This is a genomic window from Burkholderia sp. AU33803, assembly GCF_002223095.1.
GTDB lineage: Bacteria > Pseudomonadota > Gammaproteobacteria > Burkholderiales > Burkholderiaceae > Burkholderia.
Genome location: NZ_NKFJ01000005.1, coordinates 655058 through 667086 on the forward strand (window position 1 = coordinate 655058; position 12029 = coordinate 667086).

Sequence of the window (12029 nt, forward strand, 5' to 3'; positions counted from 1 at the left end):
CGCTACTCCCTTCGTTTCCGTATTCGTCAAATTGCCCGTTCGCGCCGCCAGGCTGCGCGCGCGGCACGCGTCACGCGGCCGGTGCGAACAGGGCGTCGATGCCCGCCGCGTCGGCCGCCGGGATCCAGCGGTGGCGCAGCAGCGTATCGAGCGTCGCGAGGCTCGCATCCATCGTCGCGCGGCCGGCGCGCAGCCAGCCGATCACCTCGGGCACGCCGGCCAGCAGGTGCTCGGCCACTTCGCCGTCCTGGTTGCGCGGCGCGAAGTCGCGCGGCAGCGGCAGGTCGTACACGAAGATCAGTTCGGACTGCGTGCCTTCCGGCAGCGAGCACAGCACCTGCACCGCGCGGCCGGCGATCGCGCGCGCGGCCAGTTCGGCCGGAATGCCGGCTTCTTCCCAGCATTCCTTCGCGAGCGTCTCGTGAACGCCCAGCCCCCAGCCGATCCCGCCCGCGACGACGTTGTCGAGCATGCCGGGATCGGTTGCCTTGGTCTCGCTGCGGCGGCCGAGCCACATCTGCGGGACGGCCGCGGCGGACGGCTCGCCCGGCGCAACCTCATATTCTACGATGCCGTTCAGATGCACCGCGTAAGTCTGCGTACCGAAGAAGCGCGACGCGGCGCGCTCGATGTACGCGAGCGGCGGGTCGTCGAAGCGGTTGCGGATCGCGTAGATCTCGTCGCGCCAGCCGGGAATCGCGCCTTCGGCCGCGAGCGCACCGATCGCGCTCGCCAGCGCCATGCTGCGTGCGTCGACCGAATCGTAGCGCGCCGACAGCACGACGCGCTCATCCGTCAGCTCGAACACGTCGGGCCAGCGCGCCAGCATCGCGACGTCGTCGCGGCGCACCCAGCCGACCGCCTGGCCGGCAATCTCGAAACGCAGGTGCGCAGCGGGATCGAAGCGGCGCGCAGCCGCAATGCACGGAAACGTCATCGTCTGTCAGTCCTTCAGCGCCACGCGGATGCCGATCGCGATGAACGTCGCGCCGGCGATCCGGTCGAGCCACACGCCGGCCTTCGGGCGGCGCTTCAGCCATGCGCCGATCATGCCCGCGCCGACGCCGAACAGCGAGAAGACCGCGGCCGTCTGCAGCATGAACAGCGCGCCGAGTTCGAACATCTGCAGCGTGACGCTCTGCGCGCCGTGCGGATCGACGAACTGCGGCAGGAACACGACGAAGAACAGCGTGACCTTCGGGTTCATCAGGTTGCCGATCACGCTCTGCCGGAAGATCGTGCCGAGCGGCTGAGGCGGGCGCGCGTGCGCATTCGAGAGCCCCTGGCTGCGCAGCGCCTTGATGCCGATCCACACGAGGTAGGCGGCGCCGGCGAGCTTCAGGATCTGGAACGCGACCGGCGACGAACGCAGCACGGCCGCGACGCCGAGCGCCGCGAGCGTCGTATGGAACAGGATCCCGGCCGTGAAGCCGAGCGCGGCGACGAAGCCGGCCGCGCGGCCCTGCGAGATGCCGCGTGCGAGCACCTGCAGGTTGTCGGGCCCCGGCGCGAACGTGATCGCGATCGACGTGGCGAGAAACAGCATGAAGTTGGGCATCGTGACCTCGCTGCGTGACGTGGAAGCTCAGGCTGGCCGGCGTTCAGTGGCCGGCGAATTCGGTGACGGTATAAACCGGCAGTCCCGCATTGCGCAGCAGCGCCGAGCCGCCGAGATCGGGCAGGTCGATGATCGCCGCGCCCTCGACGACTTCCGCGCCGAGCCGCTGCAGCAGGTTGCGCCCTGCCATCATCGTGCCGCCGGTCGCGATCAGGTCGTCCATGATGATCACGCGGTCGCCGGGGCGACACGCATCTTCATGGATCTCGACCGTTGCGCTGCCGTATTCGAGGTCATACGATTCCGAGCGCGTCTTGTACGGCAGCTTGCCGACCTTGCGGATCGGCACGAAGCCGACGCTCAGCTCGTACGCGACGATCGGCGCGATGATGAAGCCGCGCGCATCGAGGCCCGCGACGTAGTCGAGCTTCGCATCGACATAGCGCTCGACGAACAGGTCGACGAGGATGCGCAGCGCCTTCGGGCTCTGCAGCAGCGTCGTAATGTCGCGGAACATCACGCCCGGCTGCGGCCAGTCGGGCACCGTGCGGATCTGGCTGTGGATGAAGGCGACCGGATCGAGCGGTGCGCCCGACGACGAATGCGGCATGAAACTCTCCGAAAAAAACGGTGCGCGAAGATCGGGCACCGTTTCGAATAAATACGGGTCAGGTTATCAAACCAAGCGCGGCTCAGGCGGCCGCGGCCGGCGGATCGCGCCGATGGCGCGACAGCCGCTCCTCCGCAAGCGCGAGCGCCTCGGGCAGCCCGCGCAGCACGACGATGTCGCTCGCGCGCAGCTTGGTTTGCGGATCGGGTTCGACGCCGCGGATACCGTGCCGGCGGATCGCCGTGACTTCGAGCCCGAGTGCATACAGCCCCAGTTCTTCCAGCGAACGCCCGACCGCGTCCGCACGCGCATCGACCGGCACCGATTGTAGCCGCACCTGCTCGTGGTCGTCGTCGTCCGCGTCGTCCGCGCCGCGGAAATAGCCGCGCAGCAGGCTGTAGCGTTCGTCGCGCATCTCCTCGACGCGCCGCACGACCTTGCGCATCGGCACGCCGACCAGCACCAGCGTGTGCGACGCGAGCATCAGGCTGCCCTCGACGATCTCCGGAATCACCTCGGTCGCGCCGGCTGCGAGCAGCTTCTCGAGATCGGCGTCGTCGACGGTGCGCACGATCGCGGGCAGCGTCGGCTCGAGTTCGTGCACGTGATGCAGCACGCGCAGCGCGGACGGCGTGTTCGCATAGGTGATCGCCACCGCCGCCGCGCGGTGGATACCGGCCGCGAGCAGCGACTCGCGGCGCGCCGCGTCGCCGAACACGACCGATTCGCCGGCAGCTGCGGCCGCGCTCACGCGATCGGGATCGAGGTCGAGCGCGACGTACGAAATGCCTTCCTGTTCGAGCATCCGCGCCAGGTTCTGGCCGGCGCGGCCGTAGCCGCAGATGATCACGTGGCCGCGCTGCTTGAGGCTTTGCGTCGCGATCCGCGTCATCTGCAGCGACTGCTGCATCCATTCGGTCGACGACAGCCGCATCACGATCCGGTCGGCGTTCTGGATCAGGAACGGCGCCGCGAGCATCGACAGCAGCATCGACGCGAGGATCGCCTGCAGCAGCGTCGAATCGACGAGATGCCGGTCGAGGATCAGGTTCAGCAGCACGAAGCCGAATTCGCCGGCCTGCGCGAGCCCGATGCCGGTACGCATCGCGACGCCCGGCGTCGCGCCGAACAGCCGCGCGAGCCCGGCGATCATCGTCGCCTTGAACAGGATCTGCCCGACGAAGAAACCGAGCACGAGGAACGGGTGCTCCCAGATCACGCGCGGGTCGAGCAGCATCCCGGTCGTCACGAAGAACAGGCCGAGCAGCACGTCGCGGAACGGCTTGATGTCCTCCTCCACCTGATGGCGGAACGGCGTCTCGGAGATCAGCATCCCCGCGATGAACGCGCCGAGCGCGAGCGACAGGCCGAAGCGGTCGGTGATGAATGCGGCGCCGAGCGTGACGAGCAGCAGGTTCAGCACGAACAGTTCCTGCGAGCGGCGCCGTGCGACGACGTTGAGCCAGCGCGTCATGAAACGCTGGCCGATGACCAGCAGCAGCGTGAGCGCGATCACGATCTTGACGGCCGCGAAGCCGAGCGTGATCGCGAGGTCCTTCGACGACTCGGCGCCGAACGCGGCGATCACGATCAGCAGCGGCACCACCGCGAGATCCTGGAACAGCAGCACGCCGAAGATGTTGCGGCCGTGCTCGGTCTCGATCTCGAGCCGCTCGGCGAGCATCTTCGACACGATCGCCGTCGACGACATCGCGAGCGCGCCGCCGAGCGCGATGCTGCCCTGCCACGTGATGTGCACCCAGTGCTCGAACAGCATGCCCAGCACGAGCGCGAGCACGAGCGTCGCGACGACCTGCAGCAGCCCGAGCCCGAACACGAGCCGCTGCATCGCCCTCAGCTTCGCCAGCGAGAATTCGAGGCCGATCGAAAACATCAGGAACACCACGCCGAATTCCGCGAGATGCTCGGCCCGTTCCAGATCCGCCGCGATGCCGAACGCATGCGGGCCGACCAGGATGCCGACGGTCAGGTAGCCGAGCATCGGCGGCAGGTTCAACGAGCGGAATACGACGACGCCCACCACTGAGGCCAGCAGCAGCAGCAGGGTCATTTCGAGCGGGGAAATCACGGGCGAAGCGTCCTCGTTCGTCGGGGCCACGGCAATGCGGGCGCGGGTGGTGGCGGTGGTCAGGCGACCTCGGACGAGTCCGAAGGCCCGGCGCGGCGAACAAACGCCTTTGCTATACTCCGCGCATGATAGCGAAAATCAATGATGACCGGGCGCTCGCGCTCGCCCGCGACGTGCTCGACATCGAGGCGGACGCCGTGCGCGCGCTGCGCGACCAGCTCGACGGCGGCTTCGTCCAGGCCGTCGCGCTGCTGCTCGGCTGCCGCGGCCGCGTGGTGGTGTCTGGTATCGGCAAATCGGGGCATATTGCCCGCAAGATCGCGGCCACGCTGGCCAGCACCGGTACGCCGGCCTTCTTCGTCCATCCTGCCGAGGCCAGCCACGGCGACCTCGGGATGGTCACCTCCGACGACGTCTTCATCGGCATCTCCTATTCCGGCGAATCGGAAGAACTCGTGGCGATCCTGCCGCTCGTGAAGCGGATCGGCGCGAAGCTGATCGCGATCACGGGCCGCGCGGAATCGAGCCTCGGCACGCTCGCCGACGTGAACCTGAACGCCGCGGTCTCGAAAGAGGCCTGCCCGATGAACCTCGCGCCCACCGCGAGCACGACCGCCGCGCTCGCGCTCGGCGACGCGCTCGCCGTGGCGGTGCTCGACGCGCGCGGCTTCGGCTCCGAGGATTTCGCGCGCTCGCACCCGGGCGGCGCACTCGGCCGACGCCTGCTCACCTACGTGCGCGACGTGATGCGCTCGGGCGACGACGTCCCGTCCGTCGGGCTCGACGCGACGCTGTCGGACGCCCTGTTCCAGATCACCGCGAAGCGCCTCGGCATGACCGCCGTGGTCGACGCCGGCGGCAAGGTCGCGGGCATCTTCACCGATGGCGACCTGCGCCGCGTGCTCGCGCGCGACGGCGACTTCCGCACGCTGCCGATCACCGACGTGATGACGCGCGACCCGCGCACGGTTGCGCCGGATCACCTGGCGGTCGAGGCCGTGGAACTGATGGAGCGCCACCGGATCAACCAGATGCTGGTGGTCGATGCCGACGGCGTGCTGATCGGCGCGCTGAACATGCACGACCTGTTTTCGAAGAAGGTGATCTGATGAGCGCAGCGCTGACTGCGGCCGAACGCGCGAGCCGCGTGAAGCTGATGATTTTCGACGTCGACGGTGTGCTGACCGACGGCGGCCTGCTGTTTACCGCGGCCGGCGACGCGATGAAGTCGTTCAATTCGCTCGACGGCCACGGCGTGAAGCTGCTCGGCGAAGCCGGCATCGCAACCGCGATCATCACGGGCCGCCGCTCGGAGATCGTCGCGGCGCGTGCGAAGGAAATGAAGATCGCGCACCTGTTCCAGGGCGTCGAGAACAAGCTCGCCGTGTTCGCCGACCTGATCGCGTCGCTCGGCCTCACCGCCGACCAGTGCGGCTACATGGGCGACGACTGGCCCGACCTGCCCGTGATGCTGCGCTGCGGCTTCGCGACGGCCCCCGCGAACGCGCACCCCGAGGTGATCGCCCGCGCACACTGGGTGGCCGAGGCCCGCGGCGGCCACGGCGCCGTCCGCGAAGTCTGCGACGCGATCCTGCGCGCACAGCGCCGCTACGACGCGCTGCTCGCGGCCGCCTGCGGAGCCTGACGGATGAACACGCATTTCCGCTGGACCCAGTTGCTGCCGCTCGTCGCGGTCGCCGCGCTCGCGGGCATCACCTGGTGGCTGCTGCAGGCCACGCTGCCGCCGCCCGGCGAGGGCACCGTGCAGCCGAAGCGCCACACGCCCGACTATTTCGCCGACAACTTCTCGGTCACCGAGCTCGACCAGTCGGGCGCGACCCAGTACCGGCTGACGGCCGCGAAGCTGATCCATTACGAAGACACCGAAGACAGCGACCTGACCGATCCGGCCATGCGCGCGTTCCAGCCCGGCAAGCCGGTCGTGACGACCACCTCGAAGCGCGGCACCGTCAACGGCGACGTGTCGATCGTCGATTTGTACGACGACGCGCGTATCCTGCGCGCGGCCGGCGGCGGCGATCCGCAGATGCAGGCTGATTCCCAGCATTTCCGGATCTTCGTCAATGACGATGTGATCCAGACCGAAAAGCCGGTTAAACTTCAGCGCGGCCTGTCGCTCGTCAACGCGACCGACGGCATGAAGTACAACAACGTCACCCGGGTCATCGAGCTTTACGGCAACGTGCGCGGCACGATCGCCGCGCAGGACACGTCCGGCGGCTCGAAAGGTCAACCCAAGTGACGCATCCCTCACGTGACTGCATGAACGAATCGTTCCCTCGACAGATTTCCGGCGGCGCTGCGCGCGCCGTCCGCGCCGCGCTTGCCGCGACGCTCGTGGCGCTCCCGCTGGTCGGGCTGGCGCCGCTCGCCCATGCCGAGAAGGCCGACCAAGGCAAGCCGATCAACGTCGAGGCCGACAACCTGACCTATGACGACCTGAAGCAGGTCACGGTCGCGACCGGCAACGTCGTGATCACGAAGGGCACGATCATCATCAAGGGCGATCGCGTCGAAGTGCGCCAGGACCCGGAAGGCTATCAGTACGCCACTTCGTTCGGCAGCGGCAAGAAACACGCGACGTTCCGCCAGAAGCGCGAAGGCCTCGACGAGTACATCGACGGCGACGCCGAGCGCATCGACTACGACGGCAAGCAGGACCTGACCACGCTGACCACCGCCGCGACCGTGCGCCGCCTGCAGGGTACGTCGACCGTCGCCGATACCGTGCACGGCAGCGTGATCACGTACGACGGCCAGCGCGACTTCTACACCGCGAAGGGCGGCAAGGACGTCGCCGCGCCGGGCAACCCGAACGGCCGCGTGCGCGCGATGCTGTCGCCGAAGAACGGCGGCCCCGCGCCGCTGAACGGCGCGCCGGCAAAGCTGTCGCCGTCGACCACGATCCAGGGGGCGCCGGGCCAATGAACGCGCTACCGAACCGCCAGCCGGCCGGCACGACGAGCTCGCTCGTCGTCCGCAACCTGAAGAAGCGCTACGGCTCGCGCACGGTCGTCAAGGACGTGTCGCTCGACGTGAAAAGCGGCGAAGTCGTCGGCCTGCTCGGCCCGAACGGCGCCGGCAAGACCACGTCGTTCTACATGATCGTCGGCCTGGTGCCGCTCGACGCCGGCGAGATCTCGCTGAACGGCAGCTCGATCAGCCTGCTGCCGATCCACAAGCGCGCGTCGCTCGGCCTGTCGTACCTGCCGCAGGAAGCGTCCGTGTTCCGCAAGCTGACCGTCGAGGAGAACATCCGCGCGGTGCTCGAGCTGCAGCACGGCGAAGACGGCAAGCGGCTGTCGAAGGACGCGATCTCGTCGCGCGCCGAAGCGCTGCTCGACGAGCTGCAGATCGGCCACCTGCGCGAGAATCCCGCGCTGTCGCTGTCGGGCGGCGAGCGGCGCCGGGTCGAAATCGCGCGCGCGCTGGCCACCAACCCGAACTTCATCCTGCTCGACGAACCGTTCGCCGGCGTCGACCCGATCGCGGTGCTCGAGATCCAGAAGATCGTCAAGTTCCTGAAGCAGCGCAACATCGGCGTGCTGATTACCGATCACAACGTCCGCGAAACGCTCGGCATCTGCGACCACGCGTACATCATCAGCGACGGCTCGGTGCTCGCCGCCGGTGCGCCGAGCGAAATCATCGAAAACGAAAGCGTACGCCGCGTGTACCTCGGCGAACACTTCCGGATGTAACTCCTCCTCGTGGCTGGCTGCACCCCGCCCGGCGTCGCCGCGCGGTGCCGCGCCCCGCTTCGCGGCCATGCCCGCGGCCGGGCGGCGCGCCGCGCGTAATCGCGGATGGCTCAACGCGCCTGGGTCGTGGCAAACTGCCGGTATGACTCCCTCCTTGCCATGAAAGCCAGCCTTCAACTCCGCCTGTCGCAACATCTGGCGCTGACGCCCCAGCTACAGCAGTCGATCCGGCTCCTGCAGTTGTCGACGCTCGAATTGCAGCAGGAAGTCGCGATGGCCGTCGCGCAGAACCCGCTGCTCGAGAACGACGATGAATGGATCGCGAGCCCGCTGCGTGTTGCTGCGGACGGATCGCTGATCGCGCAGACGCCTCCCGCGCAGAACACCGAGCCCGTCGCGGCCAACGGCAGCAGTTCGTCGAGCGATCGTGCCGAGCGCGACGAGCCGGCCGGCGCGGACGAATACGACGGTTATGCATCCGGCGACGGCAACGACGGCCCGCAGTGGAACCTCGACGAATACGGCCGCTCGAGCGGCGCATCCGACGACGACGACCTCCCGCCGCTGCAGGTGCAGGAAGCGGCGACGTCGCTGCGCGACCACCTGTCCGCGCAATTGCGCGTCACGCAGGCCGGCCCGCGCGACCGCGCGCTCGTGATGTTCCTGATCGAATCGCTCGACGACGACGGCTACCTGACCGCCACGCTCGATGAAGTACTCGCCGACCTGCCGCCCGAGCTGGAAATCGACTGCGACGAACTGAACGCGGCGCTCGCGCTGCTGCACAGCTTCGATCCGGCCGGGGTCGGTGCGCGCTCGGCGTCCGAATGCCTGAAGCTCCAGCTGCTGCGCCTCGATCCGTCCCCGACACGCACGCTCGCGCTCGAGATCGTGTCGCAGCATCTCGAACTGCTCGCCGCCCGCGACTTCACGCGGCTGCGCAAGCACCTGAAGGCGAGCGACGACGCGCTGCGCGACGCGCACACGCTGATCCGCTCGCTGGAGCCGTTCCCCGGCGCCGCGTACGGCAAGGCCGAGGCCGACTACGTCGTGCCCGACATCATCGTGAAGAAGGCCGGCCAGGGATGGCTCGCGGAGCTCAACCCGGAGGTCGTGCCGCGCCTGCGGATCAACAACCTTTACGCGAACATCCTGCGCAACAGCCGCGGCGATCCGTCGGCCGGTTCGCTCAAGCAGCAGCTCCAGGAAGCACGCTGGCTAATCAAGAACATCCAGCAGCGTTTCGACACGATCCTGCGTGTCGCGCAGGCCATTGTCGAGCGTCAAAAGAACTTCTTTGCGCACGGTGAAATTGCCATGCGCCCCTTGGTTTTGCGGGAAATAGCTGATACGCTGGGCCTACACGAGTCGACTGTCAGCCGTGTGACAACCGGGAAGTACATGCTGACCCCGTTCGGGACGCTTGAATTTAAGTACTTCTTCGGATCTCACGTCTCGACCGACACCGGTGGCGCCGCTTCGTCGACAGCCATCCGAGCCCTCATCAAGCAACTGATAGGAGCTGAAGACCCTAAATCGCCACTTTCGGACAGCCGCATTGCCGAGCTGCTGGCAGAACAGGGATTCGTGGTCGCGCGCCGCACGGTTGCGAAGTATCGCGAAGCCCTCAAGATCCCGGCAGTGAATCTGCGCAAGTCTCTTTAAGCCTGCTGCCTGCCCGGCGGCAGGCGTGTCCCGACCACCGCGCACACGGGGAACAGGCCGGGCGACCTGTCCGCGATACGCCGCCTTCGTGCGGCACGGGCAAGTCGACCGGAGCGCCGCCTCGATGCGGCCGGGTGGTCACTCGCTTGGAGAAGCACTATGAACCTGAAGATCAGTGGACATCATCTCGAAGTCACGCCTGCAATTCGCGAATACGTGATCACCAAGCTGGACCGGGTGCTACGGCATAGCGATCAGGTGATCGATGGCACTGTGATCCTCTCGGTCGACAACCACAAGGAAAAGGACAAGCAGCAGCGCGCGGAAATCAACCTGCACCTGAAGGGCAAGGACATCTTCGTCGAAAGCGCGAACGGTAACCTGTATGCAGCGATCGACCTGCTGATCGACAAGCTGGACCGCCAGGTCGTCAAGCACATGGAGCGTCTGCAAACGCACGCGCACGACCCGATCAAGCTTCAACCGTCGATCGACCAGATCGAACTGCCGCCGCAGTAACCTTCCCTGCAACACACACGTCGCCCGGTTCGCCGGGCGTTTTTTTTGCGACTCCGCGCAGGGGTGCAACCGGTCCTTCCGCGCTGCGCCACGCACGCGGCTGTGCTCTATAATGTTCCGGTTATCGCCGGGGGGCGCTGGATGCGGTAGCTGCCTTGCAGGTTGCCGATGCCGAACGCCTTGATATCGCCGAACATGGATAATCAGTCTGCCGCCGCAAGGAGACCCCAGGCCGCCCAATCGCCTGCCAACATGAATCGCCTAGCCAAAATCCTGCCCATAGAGAACGTCGTCATCGACCTCTCAGTCACCAGCAAGAAACGCGTGTTCGAACAAGCCGGGCTGATGTTCGAGAATCAGAACGGCATCGCCCGCAGCACCGTCACGGACAACCTGTTCGCGCGCGAGCGCCTCGGCTCGACCGGGCTCGGCGAAGGCGTCGCGATTCCGCACGGGCGCATCAAGGGTCTCAAGCACCCGCTCGCCGCGTTCGTCCGGCTCGCCGATGCAATCCCGTTCGAAGCCCCCGACGGCCAGCCGGTCGGTCTCCTGATCTTCCTGCTCGTGCCCGAGCAAGCCACCCAGCAGCACCTCGAGATCCTGTCGGAAATCGCGCAACTGCTGTCCGATCGCGACGCGCGCGAGCGTCTGCACAACGAAACGGATATCGCCGAGTTGCATCGCCTGCTCACTCAGTGGCAACCTTGAGTTGATCCGGGCGGAATATTTTCCCGTACGCGGCGGCACACGCCGCCGTTCAGGGCCGCCCGGCGCCGGCCCGGCATGGCGACGTCCGTCGCCGCGCGCACGCACCGGCCCATTGGAGTGACGAGAGTCATGGATACGTCCAGCATCAACGCCCAGAGCATCTTCGACGACAACGCGGCCACGCTGAAACTGAGCTGGCTGACGGGGCATGAAGGCTGGGAGCGCGGTTTTTCGGCCGACACCGTCGGCAATGCAACCTCGAGCGCCGACCTCGTCGGCCACTTGAACCTGATCCACCCGAACCGGATCCAGGTGCTCGGCGAAGCCGAAATCGACTACTACCAGCGACAAACCGACGAAGACCGCTCGCGCCACATGGCCGAGCTGATCGCGCTCGAACCGCCGTTCCTCGTCGTCGCCGGCGGCGCCGCGGCGCCGCCCGAGCTCGTGCTGCGCTGCACGCGCTCGTCGACCCCGCTGTTCACCACGCCCATGTCGGCCGCCGCGGTGATCGACAGCCTGCGGCTCTACATGTCGCGCATCCTCGCGCCGCGCGCGACGCTGCACGGCGTGTTCATCGACATCCTCGGGATGGGCGTGCTGCTGACCGGCGATTCGGGCCTCGGCAAGAGCGAGCTCGGCCTCGAGCTGATCAGCCGCGGCCACGGCCTCGTCGCCGACGACGCGGTCGATTTCGTCCGACTTGGCCCCGATTTCGTCGAAGGGCGCTGCCCGCCGCTGCTGCAGAACCTGCTCGAAGTGCGTGGTCTGGGCCTGCTCGACATCAAGACGATCTTCGGCGAAACCGCCGTGCGGCGGAAAATGAAGCTGAAACTGATCGTCCAGTTGGTTCGGCGCCCTGACGGCGAATTCCAGCGCCTGCCGCTCGAAAGCCAGACGGTCGACGTGCTCGGCCTGCCGATCAGCAAGGTCACGATCCAGGTCGCGGCCGGCCGCAACCTCGCGGTGCTCGTCGAGGCGGCCGTCCGGAACACGATCCTGCAGTTGCGCGGAATCGACACATTGCGCGATTTCATGGATCGGCAACGACTCGCGATGCAAGATCCCGACAGTCAGTTCCCCGGCAAACTGGTGTAACCGCACGCGCCGGCCACGCCACGCCGACGCGTCGAGCCGGTGCTATGATGAAACGTCAGG

The 12029-nt window shown here is 67.2% G+C and carries 13 protein-coding genes; 9 read left to right on the top strand and 4 right to left on the bottom strand.

Features of this window, described 5'->3' with window-relative positions:
- Positions 1-70: 70 nt before the first annotated feature.
- The 4 genes from CFB41_RS14820 to CFB41_RS14835 all read right to left on the bottom strand — a co-directional run bounded on the left by CFB41_RS14820 (position 71) and on the right by CFB41_RS14835 (position 4257).
- A complete protein-coding gene (locus CFB41_RS14820; RefSeq protein WP_089456950.1) occupies positions 71-937 on the bottom strand; it encodes an NUDIX hydrolase family protein in 867 nt (288 codons plus the stop codon).
- A 6-nt stretch (positions 938-943) separates the two neighbouring features.
- Positions 944-1558: a LysE family translocator gene (locus tag CFB41_RS14825; protein ID WP_059233178.1), complete on the bottom strand. Its 615-nt coding sequence runs from the start codon at positions 1556-1558 to the stop codon at positions 944-946.
- A 43-nt stretch (positions 1559-1601) separates the two neighbouring features.
- Entirely contained in the window at positions 1602-2168 is a 567-nt protein-coding gene (locus tag CFB41_RS14830) for an adenine phosphoribosyltransferase (protein ID WP_011353218.1), read from the bottom strand.
- 82 nt (positions 2169-2250) lie between these two features.
- Positions 2251-4257, bottom strand: coding sequence for a monovalent cation:proton antiporter family protein (locus CFB41_RS14835; protein WP_089456951.1), 2007 nt, complete (start codon positions 4255-4257; stop codon positions 2251-2253).
- 125 nt (positions 4258-4382) lie between these two features.
- Here CFB41_RS14835 and kdsD point away from each other — a divergent pair, with 125 nt between their 5' ends.
- The 9 genes from kdsD (at position 4383) to hprK (ending at position 11969) form a co-directional block, all read left to right on the top strand.
- The gene (gene kdsD / locus CFB41_RS14840; RefSeq protein ID WP_039345999.1) at positions 4383-5366 is read left to right on the top strand and encodes an arabinose 5-phosphate isomerase KdsD; all 984 of its coding nucleotides are present in this window, start codon (positions 4383-4385) and stop codon (positions 5364-5366) included.
- Positions 5366-5902, top strand: a complete 537-nt coding sequence (locus CFB41_RS14845; protein WP_089456952.1) for an HAD family hydrolase — start codon at positions 5366-5368, stop codon at positions 5900-5902. Before kdsD ends, CFB41_RS14845 begins: the two co-directional genes overlap by 1 nt.
- Positions 5903-5905: 3 nt before the next feature.
- Positions 5906-6520, top strand: coding sequence for an LPS export ABC transporter periplasmic protein LptC (gene lptC / locus CFB41_RS14850; protein ID WP_089441038.1), 615 nt, complete (start codon positions 5906-5908; stop codon positions 6518-6520).
- Positions 6521-6540: 20 nt separating this feature from the next.
- On the top strand, positions 6541-7206 hold the full coding sequence (lptA, locus tag CFB41_RS14855) for a lipopolysaccharide transport periplasmic protein LptA (protein ID WP_089426349.1): 666 nt from the start codon (positions 6541-6543) through the stop codon (positions 7204-7206).
- A complete protein-coding gene (gene lptB / locus CFB41_RS14860; protein WP_011353224.1) occupies positions 7203-7979 on the top strand; it encodes an LPS export ABC transporter ATP-binding protein in 777 nt (258 codons plus the stop codon). The genes lptA and lptB overlap by 4 nt, the downstream gene beginning before the upstream one ends.
- A gap of 159 nt (positions 7980-8138) precedes the next feature.
- The gene (locus tag CFB41_RS14865) at positions 8139-9644 is read left to right on the top strand and encodes an RNA polymerase factor sigma-54 (RefSeq protein ID WP_089441040.1); all 1506 of its coding nucleotides are present in this window, start codon (positions 8139-8141) and stop codon (positions 9642-9644) included.
- Between the two features lie 159 nt (positions 9645-9803).
- A complete protein-coding gene (gene hpf, locus CFB41_RS14870) occupies positions 9804-10163 on the top strand; it encodes a ribosome hibernation-promoting factor, HPF/YfiA family (protein ID WP_006477786.1) in 360 nt (119 codons plus the stop codon).
- Between the two features lie 168 nt (positions 10164-10331).
- Positions 10332-10871 (top strand): PTS sugar transporter subunit IIA, encoded by a 540-nt coding sequence (locus CFB41_RS14875; RefSeq protein WP_011353226.1) that lies wholly within the window; start codon positions 10332-10334, stop codon positions 10869-10871.
- Between the two features lie 129 nt (positions 10872-11000).
- Positions 11001-11969 (top strand): HPr(Ser) kinase/phosphatase, encoded by a 969-nt coding sequence (gene hprK, locus CFB41_RS14880; protein ID WP_011353227.1) that lies wholly within the window; start codon positions 11001-11003, stop codon positions 11967-11969.
- Positions 11970-12029 lie beyond the last annotated feature (60 nt).

What these genes read in the sequence shown, in the direction of transcription:
- CFB41_RS14820 (WP_089456950.1), bottom strand. Translation starts at nt 937, where the DNA reads ATGACGTTTCCGTGCATTGCGGCTGCGCGCCGCTTCGATCCCGCTGCG.
- CFB41_RS14825 (WP_059233178.1), bottom strand. Translation starts at nt 1,558, where the DNA reads ATGCCCAACTTCATGCTGTTTCTCGCCACGTCGATCGCGATCACGTTC.
- CFB41_RS14830 (WP_011353218.1), bottom strand. Translation starts at nt 2,168, where the DNA reads ATGCCGCATTCGTCGTCGGGCGCACCGCTCGATCCGGTCGCCTTCATC.
- kdsD (WP_039345999.1), top strand. Translation starts at nt 4,383, where the DNA reads ATGATAGCGAAAATCAATGATGACCGGGCGCTCGCGCTCGCCCGCGAC.
- CFB41_RS14845 (WP_089456952.1), top strand. Translation starts at nt 5,366, where the DNA reads ATGAGCGCAGCGCTGACTGCGGCCGAACGCGCGAGCCGCGTGAAGCTG.
- lptC (WP_089441038.1), top strand. Translation starts at nt 5,906, where the DNA reads ATGAACACGCATTTCCGCTGGACCCAGTTGCTGCCGCTCGTCGCGGTC.
- lptA (WP_089426349.1), top strand. Translation starts at nt 6,541, where the DNA reads ATGAACGAATCGTTCCCTCGACAGATTTCCGGCGGCGCTGCGCGCGCC.
- lptB (WP_011353224.1), top strand. Translation starts at nt 7,203, where the DNA reads ATGAACGCGCTACCGAACCGCCAGCCGGCCGGCACGACGAGCTCGCTC.
- CFB41_RS14865 (WP_089441040.1), top strand. Translation starts at nt 8,139, where the DNA reads ATGAAAGCCAGCCTTCAACTCCGCCTGTCGCAACATCTGGCGCTGACG.
- hpf (WP_006477786.1), top strand. Translation starts at nt 9,804, where the DNA reads ATGAACCTGAAGATCAGTGGACATCATCTCGAAGTCACGCCTGCAATT.
- CFB41_RS14875 (WP_011353226.1), top strand. Translation starts at nt 10,332, where the DNA reads ATGCCGAACGCCTTGATATCGCCGAACATGGATAATCAGTCTGCCGCC.
- hprK (WP_011353227.1), top strand. Translation starts at nt 11,001, where the DNA reads ATGGATACGTCCAGCATCAACGCCCAGAGCATCTTCGACGACAACGCG.